Consider the following 23440-nt stretch of genomic DNA (forward strand, 5'->3'; position numbering starts at 1 on the left):
TAATGGGCGAGACTAGGTCTTAGCCTATTTTTGTTTTTAAAGACATAAGGTTTTACACCAAAGGAAAAATTTATAAATCTAGAAAGAAAACATGAAAGATAAAATAAAAGAATATTTAAAAGAGAAGGGACGAGTCTCAGTTAATGACCTAGCCCAAGCTCTAGGAAAGGATGGATCCAAGGATTTTCGTGAGTTGATAAAAAACTTGTCCCTCATGGAAAGAAAACACCAGATCCGTTTTGAAGAAGATGGAAGTTTGACCATCAATCAAAAGAAGAAACAGGAAATTACCCTTAAAGGAATTTTTCACGCTCATAAAAATGGCTTTGGTTTCGTTAGCTTAGAGGGAGAAGAAGACGATCTTTTTGTTGGTAAAAATGATGTTAACTATGCCATTGATGGCGATACTGTTGAAATTGTGATCAAGAAGGTTGCGGACCGCCAAAAAGGAACAGCAGCTGAAGCTAAGATTATTGATATTTTGGAACACAGTTTGACGACGGTTGTTGGTCAAATTGTTCTTAATGAGGAAAAGCCTAAGTATGCGGGTTATATCCGTTCTAAAAATCAAAAGATTAGTCAACCAATCTACGTTAAGAAGCCAGCTATTCAATTAGACGGTACAGAAGTTCTCAAGGTCTTTATCGATAAGTACCCAAGTAAGAAACACGATTTCTTTGTCGCTAGTGTGCTAGATGTTGTTGGACATTCTACAGATGCAGGGATTGATGTCCTCGAGGTCTTGGAATCAATGGACATTGTATCTGAGTTTCCAGAAGCTGTTCTTAAGGAAGCAGATAGCGTTCCAAATGCACCATCTGAAGCGGATATGGAAGGCCGTCTGGACTTAAGAGATGAAATTACCTTTACCATTGATGGAGCTGACGCAAAAGACTTGGATGATGCTGTCCATATCAAACCACTGAAGAACGGCAATATCGAACTAGGTGTTCACATCGCAGATGTTTCTTACTACGTAACAGAGGGATCTGCACTTGATAAGGAAGCCTTAAATCGTGCGACCTCTGTTTATGTAACAGACCGAGTGGTTCCAATGCTTCCAGAACGTCTGTCAAACGGTATCTGTTCCCTTAACCCTCAAGTGGACCGCTTGACTCAATCTGCTATTATGGAGATTGATAAAAATGGTCGTGTTCGTAATTATACGATTACACAGACTGTTATCAAGACAAGTTTCCGTATGACTTATAGTGATGTCAATGACATCCTAGCAGGTGACGAGGAAAAGAGACTAGAGTATAAGAAAATTGTTCCTAGTATCGAACTTATGGCCAAGCTCCATGAGACTTTGGAAAGTATGCGAATCAAGCGTGGTGCTTTAAATTTTGATACCAATGAAGCTAAGATTTTAGTCGATAAAAAAGGCAAGCCAGTTGATATTGTTCTTCGTCATCGTGGTGTCGCTGAACGTATGATTGAGTCCTTTATGTTGATTGCTAACGAAACGGTTGCCGAGCACTTTAGCAAGCTGGACCTACCTTTTATCTATCGTATTCATGAGGAACCTAAAGCTGAGAAAGTTCAAAAGTTTATTGATTATGCTTCAAGTTTTGGCTTGAGAATTTATGGGACTGCCAGTGAGATAAGCCAGGGAGCCCTTCAAGAGATCATGAGTGCTGTTGAAGGTGAGCCTTATGCGGATGTATTGTCCATGATGCTTCTGCGCTCTATGCAGCAGGCTCGTTATTCTGAGCATAATCATGGGCATTATGGCTTAGCTGCAGACTATTACACTCACTTTACCAGTCCGATTCGCCGTTATCCGGACCTCCTTGTTCACCGTATGATTCGTGACTATGGACGTTCTAAGGAAGTAGCGGAGCATTTTGAACAAGTAATTCCTGAGATTGCAACTCAATCTTCAAATCGTGAGCGTCGTGCTATCGAGGCAGAGCGCGAAGTCGAGGCTATGAAAAAAGCTGAATACATGGAAGATTATGTTGGTGAAGAGTATGATGCTGTTGTATCAAGTATCGTCAAATTTGGTCTTTTTGTTGAATTACCTAATACAGTCGAAGGTTTAATTCACATTACCAATCTACCTGAATTTTACCATTTTAACGAACGCGATTTAACCCTCCGTGGGGAGAAATCAGGAATCACTTTCCGAGTGGGACAGCAGATCCGTATTCGTGTCGAAAGAGCCGATAAGATCACTGGCGAGATTGATTTCTCCTTTATTCCAAGTGAATTTGATGTGATTGAAAAAGGTTTGAAAGACTCTGGTCGTAAGAATAGAGGTCGTCGTTTGGATAAGAAAGAAGACAAGAGAAAATCTGGTCGCTTAGGTGATAAGCGCAAGCATTCTCCAAAAGACAAGAAGAAAAAAAGCAAGAAATCTTTTTATAAGGAAGTAGCAAAGAAAGGAGCCAAGCATGGCAAAGGGCGAGGGAAAGGTCGTCGCGCAAAATAAAAAGGCGCACCACGACTATACAATCGTAGATACGCTAGAAGCAGGAATGGTCCTGACAGGAACTGAGATCAAGAGTGTTCGAGCAGCCCGCATTAATCTGAAAGATGGGTTTGCCCAGGTTAAGAATGGGGAAGTTTGGCTGAGTAATGTCCATATCGCTCCTTATGAAGAGGGCAATATCTGGAACCAGGAGCCAGAGCGTCGTCGTAAACTTCTTCTTCATAAAAAACAAATCCAGAAATTGGAGCAAGAAACTAAAGGGACAGGGATGACCTTGGTTCCTCTTAAAGTTTATATCAAAGATGGCTATGCCAAGCTCCTTTTAGGACTTGCAAAAGGGAAACACGATTACGATAAACGTGAGTCTATCAAACGTCGTGAGCAGGATCGTGATATTGCGCGTGTTATGAAAGCTGTTAATCACCGATAGAAAGAGTGAAGAATATGGAAAAACTAGTTGCCTACAAACGCATGCCTGTTTGGAATAAAGACACCATGCCAGAGGCTGTTCAAAGAAAACACAATACTAAGGTCGGAACCTGGGGCAAGATTACCGTATTAAAAGGAACTCTTAAGTTTATTGAATTGACTGAAGAGGGAGAAGTTATAGCTGAGCACCTCTTTGAAGCAGGTGCTGATAATCCTATGGCACAACCTCAAGCTTGGCACAGAGTAGAAGCTGCCACAGATGATGTGGAGTGGTATTTGGAATTTTATTGTAAACCAGAGGATTATTTCCCAAAGAAATACAATAGCAATCCAGTTCATTCGGAGGTTTTAGAAGCTATACAGACCGTGAAACCATGTAAAGCACTAGACCTAGGATGTGGTCAAGGAAGAAATGCACTCTTTCTCGCTCAACATGGCTTTGATGTTACAGCAGTTGACCAAAATGAACTTTCCCTTGAAATCTTGCAAAGTATCGTGGAGCAAGAAGATTTGGAAATGCCTGTTGGTCTATACGATATCAATTCAGCAAGCATCGGACAAACTTACGGTTTTATCGTATCGACAGTTGTGCTCATGTTTTTACAAGCAGATCGTATTCCGGCTATTATCCAAAACATGCAGGAGCAAACCTCAATTGGGGGTTACAATTTGATTGTGTGTGCTATGGATACAGAAGATTATCCATGTTCAGTTAATTTCCCATTTACCTTCAAAGAGGGTGAGTTGGCAAATTACTACAAGGATTGGGAATTAATCAAGTACAATGAAAATCCTGGGTATCTCCACCGTCGTGATGAGAATGGCAATCGTATCCAACTACGCTTTGCGACTATGTTGGCTAAAAAGGTAAAATAAACATTAAGTGAGTAGATAATTTCCATTATCTACTCATTTTTTGTAAAGTTTGATCTTTTATAATCCTATTTATGCTATACTAGGGTGTAGATAACGCTTTCAATTAAATTAGATATAAATAGCTAATGGAATTTCAGCTCTTTTATTTTAAATTTACTACAATTAGTAATATGTTCTCGTTCAGGAGGAAAAAATGTCCCGTCTTTTAGTTAAAATTTTTAACCATCACACCATTGAGAAAAATGTCTATCCAGCCTTCTTAACTGAAAGTGATGCGATTCTTTTTTTATCCTTAAGTAAAATCAAGGAGGAAGAGAAAATATCCTTAAAACATTTTTTGATGGAGCAGGTGCCTCACATTAAACAAGTGACTTTTCGTCAAATAAGCCTTGAAAAATTTTCCGAAGAATTGGATCCTGTCTTAACAAATTATAAAGAGGTTGCCTTAGATGTTTTCGGTAACGATTCTTTACTTGCTATCAAGCTATATGAGTACGGAATGGAAAGAAAACTTTCTATTCATGCCATAGATGTTGAGGGAGAGAAACAATATTCCTGGGATGCTGGGAGATTAGTCGAAAGTAATTTAAATATTCCTTCTTTATCGATCCAGCAATTGATAGAATTGCGTGGTGGTAAACTCATTAAATCGAAACAACATAGATGTAGTCAGAAACAAATTGCTGCCATCAAAAAACTAGCAAACTATGCGATTTCAAACCCAGAACAATGGTATCAAGTTACTCAATTTTTCGCTTTAGCAAAAACTGGAGATTTTCATGCTGAAACAGGTAAGGTTTTAATGAATAACGGGAAGCGTTATCCCTATCCAGCAGCATTGATTTCCCTATTAACCGAAGCTGGTATGATTCATATTGATGAAGAAAAGACTGATAAAGTTATCTATTCTTTTCCTAGCCCAGAAGCTCAACAAATTTGCCGAAACAAGGGCCATATCTTAGAATTATATCTTTACCTTTTAGCAAGAGAATCAGGTTTTTTCGATGAATGTATGATAGGAGCTGAAATAGATTGGAATGGAATTTTTCCAGAAGCTGATAATGTTCAAAATGAGATTGATGTCGTGCTTCGCAAAGGAAGATCTATTATTTTTATATCATGTAAAATGACAGACTTATCAGTTGAAGCCATCAATGAACTGGAAGTTTATGCCAACCATTTTGCTGGAGAAACTTGCCTGAAATTAATCGTGTGTTCGGGAAAAATTAATCCTGTCTATGCGAATCGCTGTCATGAGTATGGTGTCATAGTTATAAAGAATAATCAGATTTCTAATCTCATTCCAATGTTAGAAAAGAGAATAAAAAGAAAAATAAGATAAGAAGAAGTAAATCCTAAAACTGTTTTATAGTTGCGTAAAGACTGGTCTTTCCAGTCTTTTTTAATTTTTTTCGAATAGAAAAATATAGGAGGACTAAATGTTTTTAGCAAGAGATGAAAAAGGGAATTTAGTGAATTCTTTAGAAGATGATTTAGTTAAACAAGATTACACTTGTCCAGCATGTGGATCCATGGTACAACTAAGAAGAGGACAGAGTAATAGGGCACATTTTGCCCATCAATCTCTAAAGAACTGTCAGCTGTTTCATGAAAACGAAAGCCCTGAACATTTAGGAAACAAACAGGCTCTTTTTTATTGGGCCAAAAAGGATGATGATGTGTCTTTGGAATTTCCTATATCTCAATGTCAACAAATCGCAGACATTTTAGTAAGAGGAAACTTGGCTCTAGAAATTCAATGCAGTCCCATAAGACAAAGTATTTTGGCTGAAAGAAGTAGGGGCTACCGTAGTCATGGTTTTAAAGTTCTTTGGCTATTAGGAGAAAAACTGTGGTTAAAAGAACGTTTGACGCAACTACAAAGAGGCTTCCTTTACTTTAGTAATAATATGGGGTTCTATGTATGGGAATTGGATCTGAAGAACGAATTGCTGCGGCTTAAATACTTGCTTCATCAAGACTTACGTGGGAAATTACATTATCAGACCAAAGAGTTCCCCTATGGGAAAGGTAATCTTTTAGAAATATTGCGTATCCCTTATCAGAAACAAAGACTACAGTGCTTTACTGTTGAGCAAGATAGATATATCTGTTCTTACATTCGACAGCAACTCTACTATCAAAATTCTTACTGGATGAAAAAGCAATCACAAGCATATCTAGTGGGGAAAAATTTACTTAATCTAAAGTTTCAAGATTGGTGCCCTCAAGTAAGTCCTATTGAAAATGGGAATTTTTATCAAGTTGACAAAGACATCAGTGATTATTATCTACATTTTAAATCTTACTATGAAAAAAATCCTCAATTGAAACATCAAAAGCTTTATCCGCCAGCCTTTTATCAACAGTATTTTCTGAAAAATGTGGTAAAATAGAAAGGATGGAGGAAATTTATGGTATTACAAAGAAATGAAATCAATGAAAAATATACTTGGGATCTATCTACTATCTTCGCTACTGATCAAGCTTGGGAAGAAGAGTTAGCACTTCTAAGCAAAGACACGAAAGAATCTTCTAACTTTGAGGGAAGACTTTTGGAAAGTGCTGCTAGCTTATTAGAGATTACAGAACTTTATTTGGATTTAAATCGTCGTCTTGAAAAACTATATGTCTATGCTCATATGAAAAATGACCAAGATACACGCGAAGCAAAGTACCAAGAATACTACGCCAAGGCTATGACACTATATAGTCAATTAGATCAAGTATTTTCTTTCTATGAGCCTGAGTTTATGAAGATTACTGAAGAACAGTATCATGCTTTCTTAGAGGCAGAGCCAAAGCTTAAGATATATAAACACTTTTTTGATACATTATTGCAAAACAAGGATCACGTTCTTTCTCAACGTGAAGAAGAACTACTTGCTGGAGCCGGAGAAATTTTTGGTTCGGCTAGTGAGACTTTTGCAATCTTGGACAATGCTGATATTACCTTCCCTTATGTACTAGATGATGAAGGAAATGAAGTGCAACTATCACACGGGACCTACTCACGCTTGATGGAATCAAAAAATCGTGAGGTACGTCGTGGAGCTTATGAAGCCCTTTATTCAACTTATAAGCAGTTCCAACATACATATGCTAAAACACTTCAAACAAATGTAAAGGTACAAAACTATCGTGCTAAAGTGCGCAATTACCAAAGTGCACGTCAGGCAGCTCTTGCAGCTAACTTTGTCCCTGAAAGTGTATATGATAATCTGGTGTCAGCTGTTCGTAAGCATTTGCCACTTTTGCAACGTTATCTTGACCTTCGTTCAAAAATCTTGGGTATTCCAGATCTCAAAATGTACGATGTTTACACACCACTTTCATCGGTTGAATATAGTTTTACTTATCCAGAAGCCTTGAAGAAAGCCGAAGAAGCTTTGGCTGTTCTTGGTGATGATTATTTGACTCGTGTAAAACGTGCCTTTAGCGAACGTTGGATTGATGTTTATGAAAACCAAGGCAAGCGTTCAGGTGCTTATTCAGGTGGATCATACGATACTAACGCCTTTATGCTTCTTAACTGGCAGGATAACTTAGACAATCTCTTTACTCTTGTACATGAGACTGGACACAGTATGCACTCTAGCTATACTCGTGAAACACAACCATACGTTTATGGAGACTATTCAATTTTCTTAGCTGAGATTGCTTCAACAACTAATGAGAATATCCTAACGGAAAAACTGTTAGAGGAAGTTGAAGATGATGCAACTCGCTTTGCAATTCTCAATAACTTCTTGGACGGCTTCCGAGGAACGGTCTTTCGTCAAACTCAATTTGCGGAATTTGAGCACGCCATTCACCAAGCTGACCAAAATGGAGAAGTCTTGACTAGTGAGTTCTTAAATGAACTTTATGCTGACTTGAATGAAACATATTATGGTTTGAAAAAAGAAGATAATCCTGAAATTCAATATGAATGGGCTCGTATTCCTCATTTCTACTATAACTATTATGTTTATCAATATTCAACAGGTTTTGCAGCAGCTTCAGCCTTAGCTGAAAAGATTGTTCATGGTAGTCAAGAAGATCGAGATCGCTATATTGACTACCTCAAGGCAGGTAAGTCTGATTACCCACTCAATGTTATGAGAAAAGCAGGCGTTGATATGGAGAAGGAAGATTACCTCAATGATGCTTTTGCAGTCTTTGAACGTCGCTTAAATGAGTTTGGAGCACTTGTAGAAAAATTAGGATTGGCATAAGATCCATGGTAGAATCTTACAGTAAAAACGCCAATCACAACATGCGTAGACCTGTTGTCAAACAAGAAATCGTCGATTTTATGAGAGATCGTCAAAAGCAGGTGACAGGGCCACTAAAAGAACTTGAGGACTTTGCCCGCAAAGAAAATATTCCAATTATTCCTCATGAAACAGTTGCATATTTTCGTTTTTTGATGGAGACTATGCAGCCTAAGAATATCTTAGAAATTGGGACTGCTATCGGTTTTTCTGCTCTCTTGATGGCTCAACATTCGCCAGAGTCCAAGATTACCACGATTGATCGTAATCCTGAAATGATTGGCTTTGCCAAGGCCAATTTTGCCAAGTTTGATAATCGCCAGCAAATCACATTGCTTGAAGGTGACGCAGTAGATATTTTATCCACTCTGACAGAATCTTATGATTTTGTTTTTATGGATTCTGCAAAATCTAAATACATCGTATTTTTGCCAGAAATCCTCAAACATCTTGAGGTTGGTGGAGTAGTTGTCTTGGATGATATTTTCCAAGGTGGAGATATTGCTAAGGATATTATGGAAGTCCGACGCGGGCAACGAACCATCTATCGAGGATTACAAAGACTTTTTGGAGCAACTTTGGACAATCCGGGTTTGACAGCAAGCCTAGTTCCTCTAGGTGATGGGATATTGATGCTGAGAAAAAATAAGGCTGATGTTGAATTACCAGATTTTGAGTAATTTTTAGATATTTTTAAGACAATTTAGTAAAATAGATAAGGTAATCGTTTTTCTAACATAAAGGAGTAAACATGAAGAAAAAATTTTTGGCTGGTGCCATTACATTATTGTCAGTAGCTACTTTAGCTGCATGTTCAACTAGTTCTCAAGGAACTGACTTAATCAGTATGAAAGGTGATGTTATCACTGAACATCAATTCTTTGAAGAAGTTAAGAATAATCCAACTGCTCAACAAGTCTTGCTTAACATGACGATTCAAAAGGTTTTTGAAAAACAATATGGTTCAGAAGTTAGTGATAAAGACGTTGATGATGCAGTAGCTGAAGAACAAAAAAAATATGGAGACAGTTATCAAACTGTTCTTGCTCGTGCAGGTATGACTGCTGAAAGCCGTAAACAACAAATTCGTACAAGTAAGTTAGTAGAATATGCTGTGAAAAAGGCTGCTGAAGCAGAATTAACTGATGAAAACTACAAAAAAGCATATGAAGAGTATACTCCAGAAGTAACTGCTCAAATCATCCGTCTTGATAGTGAAGAAAAGGCTAAGGAGGTACTTGCAAAAGCAAAAGAATCAGGAGCTGACTTTACTCAACTTGTAAAAGACAATACAACAGACGAGAAGGCAAAAGAAAACGGGGGCGAAATCACATTTGACTCTGCGTCTACAGAATTGCCAGCAGCTGTTAAGAAAGCTGCTTTTGCACTAGATGTTGATGGAGTATCAGATGTTATTACTGCTCCAGGAACCCAAGCATACACAAGCAATTTCTATATTGTTAAATTAACGAAGAAATCTGAAAAATCAGCTAACTGGGAAGACTACAAAGAAAAACTTCAGTCAGTTATCTTAACTCAAAAACAGAATGATGCTACCTTTGTTCAAGGAGTGATCGGAAAAGAACTCCAAGCAGCAAATATTAAAGTTAAAGATCAAGCCTTCCAAAATATCTTTACACAATATATTCAAGGTGAATCTAAAGGCGAAAATAACACAACTACATCATCTAACTAATTTAAATAAAACTATCTTTCAATTTATGAAAGATAGTTTTTTGTTTAAAGTATTGTTGACTACAAATTGAAATAGACTATCTGATTTTATATATTTTGGTCAAAAAGGTAGTTTAATGGGTAAGAGTTTTTTTCTGGTCTAAAAAATGGTATAATAGCAAGTAAAACTATAAATAATAAAAAAATGAATTTTCTGATAGATGGTGAAGTATGAAAATTAGTAAACGGCACCTGTTGAATTATTCCATCTTAGTCCCTTATCTTCTTTTATCTGTATTGGGCTTGATAGTAGTTTATTCAACAACTAGTGCATCTTTAATCGAAGAAGGGAAGAGTGCCTTTCAATTAGTTCGAAATCAAGGTCTGTTCTGGATTGTTAGTTTATTCTTAATTGCTCTAATTTATAAATTAAAATTAGGATTCTTAAAAAATGAACGCTTGCTCTTCATTGTTATGTTTGTTGAGTTGGTCTTATTGGCTTTAGCTCGCTTAGTCGGTGTTCCTGTCAATGGAGCTTATGGTTGGATTAAGGTTGGACCAGTCACGATTCAACCTGCTGAGTATCTAAAGATTATTATTATTTGGTATCTTGCTCAACGTTTCTCCAAACAACAAGATGAAATTGGCATATATGATTTCCAAGTTTTGACACAAAATCAGTGGTTTCCCAGAGCTTTTAACGATTGGCGTTTTGTTCTTTTGGTAATGATTGGTAGTTTGGCTATTTTCCCAGACCTGGGAAATGCAACCATTTTACTATTGGTATCTATACTAATGTATACAATTAGTGGTATTGCCCATCGCTGGTTTGGAACTATCATAGGTTTACTAATAGGAGCGTCTACCCTATCATTGACGGCTATTAAGGTTATTGGTGTAGAGAAATTTTCTAAAATCCCTGTATTTGGTTATGTAGCAAAACGTTTTAGTGCCTTTTTCAATCCCTTTGATGATGTTGCTGGAGCTGGGCACCAATTGGCCAATTCCTATTATGCCATGGTTAATGGTGGATGGTTTGGTTTAGGTTTAGGAAATTCTATTGAGAAACGAGGTTATCTACCAGAAGCCCATACGGATTTCGTCTTTTCGATTGTAATCGAAGAATTTGGATTTGTTGGAGCTAGTCTTATCCTAGCATTAGTATTCTTTTTAATCTTGCGCATTATCTTAGTAGGTATTCGTGCTAAGAATCCGTTTAACTCTATGATGGCCATTGGTATTGGCGGCATGATTCTGATACAGGTATTTGTCAATATTGGTGGAATTTCAGGTTTGATTCCTTCTACAGGAGTGACCTTCCCATTCCTATCACAGGGAGGAAATAGTCTCTTAGTTCTGTCAGTAGCAATTGCTTTTGTTCTGAATATTGATGCCAGTGAGAAACGTGCGGGCCTTTATAATGAATTAGAATCTCAATTCTAAGAAGACATAGGTAACAAGGAGAAAATAAATGTCTCTTCAAAAATTAGAAAATTTTAGTAATAAAACTGTTGTTCAAGAAGAAGTACAAATTTTGACTAACTTGCTTGAAGATATCACAAGGAATATGCTTTCACCTGAGACTTTTGATAAAATTATGCAGTTGAAAGAATTATCATCTTCAGAAGATTATCAAGGACTCAATAAAATTGTCACCACACTCTCAAATGAGGAGATGGTCTACATTTCTCGTTATTTTTCAATTTTACCCCTACTAATCAATATCTCAGAAGATGTTGACTTGGCGTATGAGATTAACCACTTAAATAATGTTGATCAAGATTATCTAGGTAAACTTTCTACAACCATTAAAATGGTCGCTGAAAAAGATAATGCATCAGAGATTCTTGAGCAATTAAATGTTGTGCCAGTTCTAACTGCTCATCCAACTCAAGTACAACGTAAAAGTATGTTGGACTTAACGAATCATATCCATACACTATTACGTAAATACCGTGATGTAAGAAGGGGATTAATTAACAAGGACAAATGGCATAACGATCTCCGTCGCTACATTGAAATCATCATGCAGACTGACATGATACGTGAGAAGAAATTAAAGGTAACTAATGAGATTACCAATGTCATGGAATACTACAATAGCTCCTTCTTACAAGCTGTTCCTAATCTAATGCTAGAGTATAAACGTCTTGCAAAAGAGCAAGGAATTGATTTGAAACAGGCCAAGCCTATTACTATGGGTATGTGGATTGGTGGAGACCGAGATGGGAATCCATTTGTAACAGCTGAGACTCTCAAACGTTCAGCTACAATTCAAAGTGAAGTAATCCTTAACTACTATATCAGTAAAATTTCTACTCTCTATTTGAATTTCTCACTATCAACTAATTTATCTAAAACTAGTAAAGCTGTTGAAGAAATGGCGGCACAATCAGGTGATACATCAGTTTTTCGTGAAAAAGAGCCTTATCGTAGAGCTTTCCATTTGATTCAATCAAAATTAATTCAAACTTTATTGAATTTAAAAGAGTGGGCACTTGTTGGTTCATCGGTTGATGAACACCATCCTGTTGAAGCTCTTCTTAGAGCTAATACTCACCAACAAGGTGTGGTTTCTGATTATATTGGAAATCGAATTACTGGGGCTATTCAGGAATTGGCCGAGGATCGACCTCCTTATTACCAAACAGTCGAAGAGTTTAAAAATGACCTATATATCATTCATGATTCATTGATTGAGAATAAGGCAGAAGCCTTAATTACGGGAGAATTTGCAGAGCTTTTAGAAGCAGTAGAAGTCTTTGGTTTCTACTTGGCTTCTATTGATATGCGACAAGATTCTAGTGTACATGAAGCTTGTGTGGCTGAATTACTTGCATCTGCAGGAATTAATGACCACTACAGTGATTTATCTGAAGATGAGAAATGTGACTTGCTCTTACATGAATTGATAGAGGACCCTCGAATTTTATCTGCTACACATGCGCAAAAATCAGAATTACTTGAAAAAGAATTGGCTATTTTCCAAACTGCTCGTGAGTTAAAAGATCGACTAGGTGAAGATGTTATTCGACAAACCATTATTTCTCATGCTACAAGCGTGTCTGATATGCTCGAATTAGCTATCATGCTTAAAGAAGTAGGTCTTGTAGATGCTGAAAAAGCGCGTGTTCAAATTGTTCCTCTGTTTGAAACGATTGAAGACTTGGATCATTCTGAAGAAACAATGAGAAAGTATTTCTCTTTACCACTTGCTAAGAAATGGATTGCTTCTAGAGATAATTACCAGGAAATCATGCTTGGCTACTCTGATAGTAACAAAGATGGTGGATATCTCTCATCTTGTTGGACACTCTATAAGGCTCAAAAACAATTGACCGCTATTGGTGATGAATACGGAGTCAAAGTAACCTTCTTCCATGGTCGTGGTGGTACCGTTGGCCGTGGTGGTGGACCAACTTATGATGCCATTGCTTCTCAACCACTCAAATCAATCAAAGATCGTATTCGATTGACTGAACAAGGTGAAGTAATTGGCAATAAATATGGTAATAAAGATGCAGCATATTATAATTTAGAAATGTTAGTATCTGCGGCCATCAACCGTATGATTACGCAGAAGAAGAGCGACACTAATACTTCAAATCGCTATGAAGCCATTATGGACCACGTAGTTAACCGTTCTTATGATATCTATCGTGATTTGGTATTTGGAAATGAATATTTCTATGACTACTTCTTTGAGTCAAGTCCAATCAAAAATATTTCAAGCTTTAATATTGGTTCTCGTCCAGCTGCTCGTAAAACCATCACTGAAATTGGTGGATTGCGTGCTATTCCATGGGTATTCTCCTGGTCACAAAGTCGTGTTATGTTCCCAGGTTGGTATGGTGTAGGTTCTAGCTTTAAAGAATTTATCGACCAAGATCCACAAAATATCGAATACCTTCGAGATATGTATCAAAACTGGCCATTCTTCCAGTCACTCCTATCTAATGTAGATATGGTCTTGTCAAAATCAAATATGAATATTGCCTTTGAGTACGCTAAGCTATGTGAAAGCGAAGAAGTACAAGCAATCTATTATACTATTTTAGACGAATGGCAATTAACTAAGAATGTGATTTTAGCAATCGAAGGACATGATGAGCTATTGGCTGAAAACCCATATTTGAAAGCCAGTCTAAACTATCGTATGCCTTACTTCAATATTTTAAACTATATTCAGTTAGAGCTGATTAAACGTCAACGTCATGGACAGTTATCTTCGCATGAAGAAAGATTAATTCATACGACTATTAACGGAATCGCTACAGGACTACGTAATTCAGGTTAATTTTAAGATATTTTTTTATAAAATCCGTAAGAATTTTACTTTTTAAAAAAAATAATTCATAAAATCACTTGACAAGCATTTTTAAAATGATATAATCGAATCATTCAGAAAGTAATCATTAAAATTTTTTAGAGAGTCTGTGGTTGGTGGAAACAGATAGATGGAGATGATGAAAATTGGGCTGAATATTATAAAGAATTTGAAATCATAAGAATTCGGTGTGCACACCTTACAGTGCAACTCGTGAAGCGAGATTGAGAGATAGGGAGGATTCCCTATAATTGAGGTGGCACCGCGCATCGACGTCCTCACACAAGTTTTTTGTGTGAGGACTTTTTCTTTTGTTTTGGAGGTATATGATGGAATTCAAACGATGGCGACTCTTGGTAAAGTTATATTGAAAGTGACATGAACATTACGAAGCTTAAGTGAAATAAGGAGAAATAAATATGAATAAACGTTTAATTGGTATTATTGCAGCATTAGCACTTGTAGTTGGAGGAAGCTTGGTCTATTCGAACTTAACGAAACAAGAAACTAAAACTGAGACAACTAACAAAACAGCCAAGGTTGGTGTTCTACAGTTCGTCAGTCACCCATCGCTGGACTTAATCTACCAAGGTATCCAAGATGGACTTGCTGAAGAAGGTTATAAAGGCGACCAAGTTAAAATCGACTTTATGAATTCAGAAGGTGACCAAAGTAAGGTTGCCACAATGAGTAAACAATTGGTGTCAAATGGAAATGATGTTGTTGTCGGAATTGCGACACCTGCAGCTCAAGGTCTAGCAAGTGCAACAAAAGACCTACCTGTGATCATGGCAGCTATTACAGACCCAGTTGGAGCTAACCTTGTACAAAACTTGGAAAAACCAGGCGGAAACATCACTGGGGTATCTGACCATAACCCTGCTGAACAACAGGTTGAATTGATTAAAACATTGACTCCTGATGTTAAGACTGTTGGAGCTCTTTATTCAAGTAGCGAAGATAACTCAAAATCACAAGTCGAAGAGTTCAAAGCTTACGCTGAAAAAGCAGGTTTGAAAGTAGAAACATTTGCAGTTCCTTCAACAAACGAAATTGCTTCAACAGTAAACGTTATGACTGGTAAAGTTGATGCAATTTGGGTTCCAATCGATAACACTATTGCGTCAGCATTCTCAACTGTAGTATCAAGTAACCAAACAGCTAAAAAACCAATCTATCCAAGTGCAACTGCAATGGTAGAAGCGGGTGGTTTGGCATCAGTCGTTGTGGATCAACACGATCTTGGTGTAGCTACTGGTAAGATGATCGCTAAAGTCTTGAAGGGTGAAAAACCTGCTGATACTCCAGTCAATGTCTTCTCAACTGGTAAATCAGTTATCAATAAGAAATTGGCTCAAGAACTTGGAATTACAATTCCTGAATCAGTCTTAAAAGAAGCTGGTCAAGTGATTGAATAAGAAAACGGGAGGAGTTGGAGACATCTCCTCCAATTTTTAAAAGAAGGAAATGAATGTAACATGATAGTATCGATTATTTCACAAGGATTTGTCTGGGCTATTCTAGGTTTGGGAATCTTTATGACTTTTAGAATCCTCAACTTTCCAGATATGACAACAGAGGGTTCCTTCCCTCTAGGTGGAGCTGTAGCAGTAACTCTAATTACACAAGGGTTTAATCCTTTTCTTGCTACCTTAGTAGCTGTTGGAGCAGGATGTCTTGCAGGTTTAGCGACTGGTCTTCTTTACACGAAAGGAAAGATTCCAACACTCTTGTCTGGTATTTTGGTGATGACTTCTTGCCATTCTATCATGCTCATGATTATGGGAAGGGCTAACCTTGGGCTCTTGGGAACCAAACAAATCCAGGACGTTCTTCCTTTCTCATCTGAGGTTAATCAATTATTTACAGGTTTGATTTTTGTGACTTTGGTTATCCTTCTTATGCTTTTCTTCCTAGACACTAAATTGGGACAAGCTTATATCGCAACAGGAGATAATCCAGATATGGCTTGTAGTTTTGGTATCAATACAGGACGTATGGAGCTTATGGGTCTGATTTTATCAAATGGGGTTATTGCTCTCGCAGGTGCCTTAATTGCGCAACAAGAAGGCTATGCGGATGTTTCTCGTGGTATCGGAGTTATCGTAGTTGGGCTTGCTAGCTTGATTATCGGAGAAGTACTCTTTAAGAGTTTGACCCTGGCAGAACGTTTGGTTACTATTGTCGTTGGTTCTATTAGCTACCAATTCCTAGTATGGGGAGTCATTGCTCTAGGCTTTAACACAAGCTACCTTCGACTATATAGTGCTCTTATCCTAGCAACTTGTCTAGTCATTCCAACACTTAAGGATAAATACTTGAAAGGAGTCAAGTTAAGCAAATGACAGCAATTGTAGAATTAAGAAATGCCACTAAAATTGTTAAAAATGGCTTTGACGAGGAAAAAATTATCCTAAACGATGTTTCGCTTGATATTTATGAACATGACTTCATTACAATCTTGGGTGGAAATGGAGCAGGAAAGTCAACGCTCTTTAATAGCATTGCAGGAACTCTACCTTTAACTAGTGGGACTATCCGTATTATGGGAGAAGATGTAACTCATTTTAGCCCTGAAAAACGTGCTAAGTACCTTTCTCGTGTCTTCCAGGATCCCAAGATGGGAACAGCCCCTCGTATGACGGTTGCAGAAAACCTCTTGATTGCTAAGTTTCGTGGTGAAAAACGTGGACTTTTTCCGAGAAGGCTCTCAGCTTACAAGGAAGAATTTCAAGCAACCATTGAGAAGGTTGGAAATGGTCTAGAAAAACACCTGGATACACCGATTGAGTTCTTATCTGGTGGACAAAGACAGGCCTTGAGTCTCTTAATGGCAACCTTAAAACGTCCAGAACTCCTTTTGTTGGATGAACATACGGCAGCCCTTGACCCTAAAACAAGTGTGGCCTTGATGGAATTGACAGATGACTTTGTCATCAAGGACCATCTAACAGCATTGATGATTACACATCATATGGAGGATGCTCTCAAGTATGGAAATCGTCTCATTGTCATGAAAGAAGGACGAATCATCCAAGATTTAAACAAGGATGAAAAAGCTAAGATGAAAATTTCTGATTACTATCAACTATTTGAGTAAAAGATTGATTATTACAAACTTAGAAGTAAGTTCTCTGCTTCTAAGTTTTTTAATAGTTTTAGGTAGCAAAGAAGCCTCTATATTTGATAATTTTTATAGATTTTTGTGTTTTTCTGAAAATTTTATTAAGAAAGTAACATTTATCAATGAAATAGAAACATGTAAGGAGTATGAAATGGTTTACTTTTTTTCTGAAATAGGCTATACTATATAAAGTAAACTGTGATAAAATGGAGGTATTGTCTATGGTTGACAAGAGAGTCATCGAAGAGATCAAGAACAATACCAATATTGTCGAAATCATAGGAGAAGTGATTTCTTTACAAAAATCTGGACGGAACTATTTGGGGCTCTGTCCTTTTCATGGTGAAAAGACCCCTTCCTTTAACGTAGTTGAAGATAAGCAATTTTATCATTGTTTTGGATGTGGTCGTTCTGGAGATGTTTTCAAGTTCATCGAGGAATACCAACAAGTTAATTTTTCTGATGCAGTAAGAATTCTAGGTGAACGTCTCGGAATTGAGATTGTTAGACCTATCCAAAATCAAGTACAGCATACTTCGCCTCATCAAAATCTCTATGAGATGCATGAAAAAGCAGCTAGATTCTATCATGCTATTCTCATGACAACTAAGATGGGTGAGGAAGCTAGGAATTATCTCTATAAACGTGGCTTGACTGATGATGTCATTAAACACTTTATGATTGGTCTAGCTCCAGCAGAACGGTCTTATCTTTATCAGCGTTTGTCTGATGATTATAGTGAAAAAGATATACTGGATTCAGGTCTATTTTACCTGTCTGAGACTAATCAATTCTTTGATACTTTCCATAATCGTATTATGTTTCCACTGTCAAATGACCAAGGTAAGGTTATTGCTTTTTCTGGTCGTGTTTGGCAAGAAGCAGATTCTCAAACAGGAAAGTATAAAAATAGTCGTGCAACAGCAATTTTTAATAAGAGTTATGAATTATATCATTTGGATAGTGTAAAAAAAGGTTCTGGAAAAGCTCCTGAAATCTACCTGATGGAAGGATTTATGGACGTTATTGCTGCATACCGTGCTGGTATTGAAAATGCAGTAGCTTCCATGGGAACTGCTCTAACAAGTGAGCATGTCAATCATCTAAAACGATTTACCAAAAAGGTTATCATTACTTATGATGGAGATAGGGCAGGTCAAACTGCGACAGCAAAAGCTCTCGAAGAGCTTGGTGATTTACCTGTTCAGATCGTTCAGATTCCTGATGCTATGGACCCTGATGAATACTTGCAAAAGAATTCTCCAGAGGATCTGGCATATCTCTTAGCAAATACTAGAATAAGTCCGATTGAGTTTTATATTCATCATTATAAACCTAGTAATAATGAGAATCTACAAGCACAAATCGAGTTTATTGAGAAAATAGCTCCTCTTATCGTCAAAGAACCATCTATCACAGCTCAGAATACTTATATTCATTTACTGACGGATCATTTACCTTCTTTCGATTATCAGCAAGTTGAACACATTATTAATGAGAACCGTGTAAGACAAAGACAGGAAAGGGTTAAGCAGGTAACAAATCCTACGCCTATCACAATGTCAGTGACAAAACAGTTAACTGCTGTGATGCGAGCTGAGGCTCATATCCTCTATCGGATGATGGAGCACCCATTAGTTCTCAATGATTATCGACTAAGAGATGATTTTGTTTTTGAGACACCTGAGTTTCAAACCTTGTATGGACTTTTAATTGATAATGGGTCTATTTCGTCAGAAGATTTGTCACGTCAGACAAAAGAGGTTGAGAGTGCATGGTACCAAGTCTTATCTCTAGATTTGCCAGCAGAAATGTCGCCACAAGAGTTGGTGGAGGTTGAAGAATCTAGAAAACGTGCGCTAATAAATCAACAAAATTTACAAATTAAAAAGAAGGTTCAGGAAGCAAGTCATATCGGGGATACTGATACCGCTTTGGAAGAGCTTGAACGCTTAATTGCCCAAAAAAGAAGAATGGAGTAAGAATGACAAAAAAACAAAAAGAAGTAACCACTTTTGATGTCCAAGTCGCTGAGTTTATTCGTAACCATAAGAAAACTGGTACTGCGACAGATGATGAAATTAATAATGTCCTTGTAATTCCTTTTGCCTTGGACGTAGATGGTATTGAAAATCTTTTGCAACGTATTCAAGATGCTGGTATTGCAATCACTGATAACGAAGGAAATCCAAGTGAACGTGTTCTAAGTACAGAGGAAGAACCGGAACTAAGTGATGAGGACTTAATTGGTTCTACATCTGCCAAAGTGAATGACCCTGTCCGCATGTACTTAAAGGAAATCGGTGTCGTGCCTCTTCTTACCAACGAAGAGGAAAAAGAATTGGCCTTGGCCGTTGAAGCAGGAGATGTTGAAGCTAAACAACGTCTAGCAGAAGCCAACCTTCGTTTGGTAGTATCTATTGCTAAACGCTATGTTGGACGAGGTATGCAATTCCTTGATCTAATCCAAGAAGGTAACATGGGCTTGATGAAGGCCGTTGATAAGTTTGATTATTCAAAAGGATTCAAGTTCTCAACTTATGCAACTTGGTGGATTCGTCAGGCAATTACACGTGCTATTGCTGATCAAGCTCGCACCATTCGTATTCCAGTACATATGGTTGAAACGATTAACAAGCTTGTTCGTGAGCAGCGTAATCTTCTTCAAGAGTTGGGACAAGATCCTACACCTGAGCAAATCGCTGAACGTATGGATATGACCCCTGACAAGGTTCGTGAAATTTTGAAAATTGCTCAGGAACCTGTTTCTCTTGAAACACCTATTGGTGAAGAGGACGATAGTCATCTTGGTGACTTTATCGAGGACGAAGTGATTGAAAATCCAGTGGACTACACCACTCGTATCGTCTTGCGCGAGCAGTTAGATGAAGTGCTAGACACCTTGACTGACCGTGAAGAAAATGTTTTGCGTCTTCGTTTTGGTCTAGATGATGGTAAGATGCGTACTCTTGAGGATGTTGGTAAAGTCTTTAATGTCACTCGTGAGCGTATCCGTCAAATTGAAGCTAAGGCCTTGAGAAAACTTCGCCAGCCTAGCCGTAGTAAACCACTTCGTGACTTTATCGAAGATTAAGATTGGAGAATTGAACATGGCTTATACAGAAGAGCAAATTGAAACTATCAAAACAAAAATCTTATCTGCATTAGAAGAAGTAATAGACCCTGAGTTGGGTATAGATATTGTTAATCTTGGTTTGATTTATGAAATTCGTTTTGATGGAGAAACTGGAGAAACTGAGATCGATATGACCTTGACAACAATGGGTTGTCCTTTGGCCGATCTTTTAACGGATCAGATTTATGATGCTATGACAGATGTACCAGAAGTTACCAATACCGAAGTCAAATTAGTTTGGTATCCAGCTTGGACTGTTGAAAAAATGAGCCGCTATGCTCGCATCGCATTAGGTATCAAGTAATTATTATTAAAAAGAGAAGTAGTATAAAAGTAGAATTCCTTGCTTTTATACTATCTCTCTTTTAATTTGCTGATTTTATTTGAAGAAAATGGTATAATGGAAAGTATGGAAAAAGAGAAATTACGCATCAATATGTTAAGTTCCAGTGAAAAAGTAGCAGGTCAAGGTGTTTCTGGAGCTTACCGTGAACTCGTACAGCTTTTAAAACGAGATGCGAAAGACCAACTTATTGTAACAGAAAACTTGCCTGTGGAGGCTGATGTAACTCATTTTCACACGATAGACCTTCCATACTATTTATCTACTTTCCAAAAGAAACGCTCTGGACGGCGAATTGGCTATGTTCATTTCTTGCCGGATACCTTGGAAGGTAGTTTGAAGATTCCATTTTTCTTAAAGGGAATCGTCAAGCGCTACGTCTTTTCATTTTATGATAGAATGGAACACTTGGTTGTGGTAAACCCTACCTTCATTGAGGATTTGGTAGCAGCTGGAATTCCACGTGAAAAAGTGACCTATATTCCTAACTTTGTCAATAAAGAAAAATGGCATCCACTTCCTGTAGAAGAAGTAAGTCAACTTCGACAAGACATGGGGATCGCTGAAAATCAATTCGTGATAGTAGGAGCGGGACAGGTTCAGAAACGTAAAGGTATTGATGATTTTATCACCTTAGCTGAAGAGTTACCACAAGTTACCTTCATTTGGGCCGGTGGTTTCTCATTTGGTGGAATTACTGACGGATATGAACGTTATAAAAAGATCATGGATAATCCTCCAAAGAACTTAATTTTCCCAGGAATTGTTGAGCCAGAACGGATGAGAGAACTGTATGCTTTGGCAGATTTGTTCTTACTTCCTAGCTATAACGAGCTCTTTCCGATGACTATTCTAGAAGCTGCGAGTTGTGAAGCTCCCATTATGCTTCGGGACTTAGATCTTTATAAGGTGATTCTAGAAGGAAATTACAGACCAACCACCGATGTAGAAGAAATGAAAGAAGCAATTTTGGAATATCGAGCGCATCCAGAAGCACTAAAAGAATTAAAAGAGAAAGCTAAGGCTATTTCTAGAGAATATTCAGAAGAGCATCTCTTAGAAATCTGGCTTAAATTCTATCGGGAGCAAGCAGCTTTAGGAAAAAAATGAGGTAGTATATGCGAATTGGATTATTTACAGATACTTATTTCCCACAGGTTTCGGGTGTTGCAACTAGTATTCGAACCTTAAAAACAGAGCTCGAAAAGCAAGGGCATGCAGTCTTTATCTTCACGACAACTGATAAGGACGTTAATCGTTATGAAGACTGGCAAATTATCCGTATTCCTAGTGTTCCTTTCTTTGCCTTTAAAGACCGTCGTTTCGCTTACCGTGGATTTACCAAAGCTCTTGAAATTGCTAAGCAATACAAACTCGATATAATTCATACCCAGACAGAGTTTTCTCTTGGTTTATTGGGAATTTGGATTGCTCGTGAACTGAAAATCCCAGTCATTCATACATATCATACCCAGTACGAGGACTATGTTCATTATATTGCTAAGGGGATGTTGATTCGTCCAGGTATGGTCAAGTATCTTGTGAGAGGATTTCTTCATGACGTTGATGGGGTTATTTGCCCGAGTGAAATTGTGCGCGACCTTTTATCTGACTATAAGGTAAAAGTTGAAAAGCGTGTCATTCCTACTGGTATTGAACTTGCCAAATTTGAACGCCCTGAGATTGGTCCTGAACACATTAGTGACTTACGGGATAAACTAGGGATCCAACAAGACGAAAAGATGCTTCTAAGTCTTTCTCGAGTTTCTTACGAGAAGAATATTCAAGCAGTTCTTGCAGCTTTACCAGATGTTTTAAAAGAAGAACCAAATGTTAAACTGGTTGTAGCTGGAGATGGACCTTATTTAGACAACCTTAAGGAGCAAGCAGAAGATTTAAAAATTCAAGATTCTGTTATCTTTACAGGTATGATACCGCCAAATGAGACGGCACTCTATTATAAGGCAGCTGATTTCTTCATATCGGCTTCTACAAGTGAAACTCAGGGATTGACTTATCTGGAAAGTTTAGCTAGTAAGACACCTGTTATTGCCCATGGAAATCCTTATTTGGATAATCTCATCAATGATAAAATGTTCGGAACCCTTTATTATGAGGAAAGGGACTTGGCAGGAGCGATTCTCGAAGCCTTACTTGCTACACCGTCAATGGATGAAAAACACTTGGCTGAAAAATTATATGAAATTTCTGCTGAGAATTTTGGTAGAAGAGTCCATGAATTTTATCTAGACGTCATTATTTCAAATAATTTTGCCAAAGAAACAGGAGCTGACGAACCTGTTACAAAACGTATTTTAAAGACAGTCTTCTATATTCCGCAACAGGCTGTTACGATGCCAGTTAAAGGTTCGAAGCGTATGTTAAAAGCTTCTAAAAAACAATTGAACAATTTTAGGGACTTTTTGAAAGAATAAATAATTAAAGGATGATACAAAATGAAGAAGCAGTTTATGAGAAGTGGTAGAGACCAAAAAATTGGTGGAGTTTGTGCTGGTGCAGCTCAATATTTTAATATTGATCCAACACTTGTACGTGTTATTTGGGGAGTATTAGCTTTCTGTTATGGAGCAGGGGTTTTAGCCTACTTAATTTTATGGGCAGTAGCTCCAGTTTCAGAAGATTTTTAGGAAATTGAAATTTATTTAAAGAAGGAGAATAAGATGGCATTTGGAGATAACGGTCAACGTAAAAAAACTTTTTTTGAAAAATTAACACTTTTTATTGTTATGATCATGTTGTTTGTTACTTTAGCAGGAATCTTTGCGACAGCATTAGGTGTCTTGAGCAGATTCTAAAAGCTATATTAGGATTTATAAACTA

At 37.5% G+C, this 23440-nt stretch carries 20 protein-coding genes and 1 other annotated feature; all 20 genes read left to right on the forward strand.

Going from position 1 to position 23440, the window contains the following annotated elements; translation table 11 throughout:
- The first annotated feature begins 91 nt into the window (after positions 1-91).
- A complete protein-coding gene (gene rnr / locus PAN07_RS01650; RefSeq protein WP_269796798.1) occupies positions 92-2434 on the forward strand; it encodes a ribonuclease R in 2343 nt (780 codons plus the stop codon).
- Entirely contained in the window at positions 2397-2864 is a 468-nt protein-coding gene (gene smpB, locus PAN07_RS01655) for an SsrA-binding protein SmpB (RefSeq protein ID WP_001051741.1), read from the forward strand. Before rnr ends, smpB begins: the two co-directional genes overlap by 38 nt.
- 14 nt (positions 2865-2878) lie before the next feature.
- On the forward strand, positions 2879-3739 hold the full coding sequence (gene tehB / locus PAN07_RS01660) for an SAM-dependent methyltransferase TehB (RefSeq protein ID WP_269796799.1): 861 nt from the start codon (positions 2879-2881) through the stop codon (positions 3737-3739).
- A gap of 193 nt (positions 3740-3932) precedes the next feature.
- A complete protein-coding gene (locus PAN07_RS01665) occupies positions 3933-5081 on the forward strand; it encodes a hypothetical protein (RefSeq protein WP_269796800.1) in 1149 nt (382 codons plus the stop codon).
- Positions 5082-5178: 97 nt separating this feature from the next.
- The gene (locus tag PAN07_RS01670; protein ID WP_269796801.1) at positions 5179-6135 is read left to right on the forward strand and encodes a competence protein CoiA family protein; all 957 of its coding nucleotides are present in this window, start codon (positions 5179-5181) and stop codon (positions 6133-6135) included.
- A gap of 18 nt (positions 6136-6153) precedes the next feature.
- Complete coding sequence (gene pepF / locus PAN07_RS01675) at positions 6154-7956, forward strand: oligoendopeptidase F (protein WP_269796802.1); 1803 nt, start codon at positions 6154-6156, stop codon at positions 7954-7956.
- A gap of 5 nt (positions 7957-7961) precedes the next feature.
- Positions 7962-8675 (forward strand): O-methyltransferase, encoded by a 714-nt coding sequence (locus PAN07_RS01680; RefSeq protein WP_269796803.1) that lies wholly within the window; start codon positions 7962-7964, stop codon positions 8673-8675.
- 71 nt (positions 8676-8746) lie between these two features.
- Complete coding sequence (gene prsA / locus PAN07_RS01685; protein WP_269796804.1) at positions 8747-9691, forward strand: peptidylprolyl isomerase PrsA; 945 nt, start codon at positions 8747-8749, stop codon at positions 9689-9691.
- Between the two features lie 209 nt (positions 9692-9900).
- On the forward strand, positions 9901-11112 hold the full coding sequence (locus PAN07_RS01690; protein ID WP_269796805.1) for an FtsW/RodA/SpoVE family cell cycle protein: 1212 nt from the start codon (positions 9901-9903) through the stop codon (positions 11110-11112).
- A 28-nt stretch (positions 11113-11140) separates the two neighbouring features.
- Positions 11141-13966: a phosphoenolpyruvate carboxylase gene (gene ppc / locus PAN07_RS01695; protein ID WP_269796806.1), complete on the forward strand. Its 2826-nt coding sequence runs from the start codon at positions 11141-11143 to the stop codon at positions 13964-13966.
- Between the two features lie 91 nt (positions 13967-14057).
- Positions 14058-14279, forward strand: a binding site (T-box leader).
- Positions 14280-14415: 136 nt separating this feature from the next.
- Positions 14416-15414 carry a tryptophan ABC transporter substrate-binding protein gene (gene trpX / locus PAN07_RS01700; RefSeq protein ID WP_269796807.1) on the forward strand — a complete coding sequence of 333 codons (999 nt, stop codon included), beginning with the start codon at positions 14416-14418 and terminating at the stop codon, positions 15412-15414.
- Positions 15415-15474: 60 nt separating this feature from the next.
- Entirely contained in the window at positions 15475-16341 is an 867-nt protein-coding gene (locus PAN07_RS01705; protein ID WP_269796808.1) for an ABC transporter permease, read from the forward strand.
- Positions 16338-17096, forward strand: coding sequence for an ABC transporter ATP-binding protein (locus PAN07_RS01710; protein ID WP_269796809.1), 759 nt, complete (start codon positions 16338-16340; stop codon positions 17094-17096). The genes PAN07_RS01705 and PAN07_RS01710 overlap by 4 nt, the downstream gene beginning before the upstream one ends.
- Positions 17097-17341: 245 nt before the next feature.
- Positions 17342-19102: a DNA primase gene (dnaG, locus tag PAN07_RS01715; RefSeq protein ID WP_269796810.1), complete on the forward strand. Its 1761-nt coding sequence runs from the start codon at positions 17342-17344 to the stop codon at positions 19100-19102.
- A 2-nt stretch (positions 19103-19104) separates the two neighbouring features.
- Entirely contained in the window at positions 19105-20214 is a 1110-nt protein-coding gene (gene rpoD / locus PAN07_RS01720) for an RNA polymerase sigma factor RpoD (protein WP_269796811.1), read from the forward strand.
- A gap of 16 nt (positions 20215-20230) precedes the next feature.
- Positions 20231-20560, forward strand: a complete 330-nt coding sequence (locus tag PAN07_RS01725) for a metal-sulfur cluster assembly factor (protein ID WP_251936546.1) — start codon at positions 20231-20233, stop codon at positions 20558-20560.
- Positions 20561-20656: 96 nt separating this feature from the next.
- The gene (locus PAN07_RS01730; protein WP_269796812.1) at positions 20657-21709 is read left to right on the forward strand and encodes a glycosyltransferase family 4 protein; all 1053 of its coding nucleotides are present in this window, start codon (positions 20657-20659) and stop codon (positions 21707-21709) included.
- An 8-nt stretch (positions 21710-21717) separates the two neighbouring features.
- Complete coding sequence (locus PAN07_RS01735) at positions 21718-23034, forward strand: glycosyltransferase family 4 protein (RefSeq protein WP_269796813.1); 1317 nt, start codon at positions 21718-21720, stop codon at positions 23032-23034.
- A 21-nt stretch (positions 23035-23055) separates the two neighbouring features.
- Positions 23056-23247: a PspC domain-containing protein gene (locus PAN07_RS01740; protein WP_075567477.1), complete on the forward strand. Its 192-nt coding sequence runs from the start codon at positions 23056-23058 to the stop codon at positions 23245-23247.
- Between the two features lie 33 nt (positions 23248-23280).
- Complete coding sequence (locus PAN07_RS01745; protein ID WP_075567478.1) at positions 23281-23415, forward strand: DUF4044 domain-containing protein; 135 nt, start codon at positions 23281-23283, stop codon at positions 23413-23415.
- The last annotated feature ends 25 nt before the right edge of the window (positions 23416-23440 follow it).

The organism is Streptococcus sp. SM5 (assembly GCF_027497975.1).

What these genes read in the sequence shown, in the direction of transcription:
- rnr (WP_269796798.1), top strand. Translation starts at nt 92, where the DNA reads ATGAAAGATAAAATAAAAGAATATTTAAAAGAGAAGGGACGAGTCTCA.
- smpB (WP_001051741.1), top strand. Translation starts at nt 2,397, where the DNA reads ATGGCAAAGGGCGAGGGAAAGGTCGTCGCGCAAAATAAAAAGGCGCAC.
- tehB (WP_269796799.1), top strand. Translation starts at nt 2,879, where the DNA reads ATGGAAAAACTAGTTGCCTACAAACGCATGCCTGTTTGGAATAAAGAC.
- PAN07_RS01665 (WP_269796800.1), top strand. Translation starts at nt 3,933, where the DNA reads ATGTCCCGTCTTTTAGTTAAAATTTTTAACCATCACACCATTGAGAAA.
- PAN07_RS01670 (WP_269796801.1), top strand. Translation starts at nt 5,179, where the DNA reads ATGTTTTTAGCAAGAGATGAAAAAGGGAATTTAGTGAATTCTTTAGAA.
- pepF (WP_269796802.1), top strand. Translation starts at nt 6,154, where the DNA reads ATGGTATTACAAAGAAATGAAATCAATGAAAAATATACTTGGGATCTA.
- PAN07_RS01680 (WP_269796803.1), top strand. Translation starts at nt 7,962, where the DNA reads ATGGTAGAATCTTACAGTAAAAACGCCAATCACAACATGCGTAGACCT.
- prsA (WP_269796804.1), top strand. Translation starts at nt 8,747, where the DNA reads ATGAAGAAAAAATTTTTGGCTGGTGCCATTACATTATTGTCAGTAGCT.
- PAN07_RS01690 (WP_269796805.1), top strand. Translation starts at nt 9,901, where the DNA reads ATGAAAATTAGTAAACGGCACCTGTTGAATTATTCCATCTTAGTCCCT.
- ppc (WP_269796806.1), top strand. Translation starts at nt 11,141, where the DNA reads ATGTCTCTTCAAAAATTAGAAAATTTTAGTAATAAAACTGTTGTTCAA.
- trpX (WP_269796807.1), top strand. Translation starts at nt 14,416, where the DNA reads ATGAATAAACGTTTAATTGGTATTATTGCAGCATTAGCACTTGTAGTT.
- PAN07_RS01705 (WP_269796808.1), top strand. Translation starts at nt 15,475, where the DNA reads ATGATAGTATCGATTATTTCACAAGGATTTGTCTGGGCTATTCTAGGT.
- PAN07_RS01710 (WP_269796809.1), top strand. Translation starts at nt 16,338, where the DNA reads ATGACAGCAATTGTAGAATTAAGAAATGCCACTAAAATTGTTAAAAAT.
- dnaG (WP_269796810.1), top strand. Translation starts at nt 17,342, where the DNA reads ATGGTTGACAAGAGAGTCATCGAAGAGATCAAGAACAATACCAATATT.
- rpoD (WP_269796811.1), top strand. Translation starts at nt 19,105, where the DNA reads ATGACAAAAAAACAAAAAGAAGTAACCACTTTTGATGTCCAAGTCGCT.
- PAN07_RS01725 (WP_251936546.1), top strand. Translation starts at nt 20,231, where the DNA reads ATGGCTTATACAGAAGAGCAAATTGAAACTATCAAAACAAAAATCTTA.
- PAN07_RS01730 (WP_269796812.1), top strand. Translation starts at nt 20,657, where the DNA reads ATGGAAAGTATGGAAAAAGAGAAATTACGCATCAATATGTTAAGTTCC.
- PAN07_RS01735 (WP_269796813.1), top strand. Translation starts at nt 21,718, where the DNA reads ATGCGAATTGGATTATTTACAGATACTTATTTCCCACAGGTTTCGGGT.
- PAN07_RS01740 (WP_075567477.1), top strand. Translation starts at nt 23,056, where the DNA reads ATGAAGAAGCAGTTTATGAGAAGTGGTAGAGACCAAAAAATTGGTGGA.
- PAN07_RS01745 (WP_075567478.1), top strand. Translation starts at nt 23,281, where the DNA reads ATGGCATTTGGAGATAACGGTCAACGTAAAAAAACTTTTTTTGAAAAA.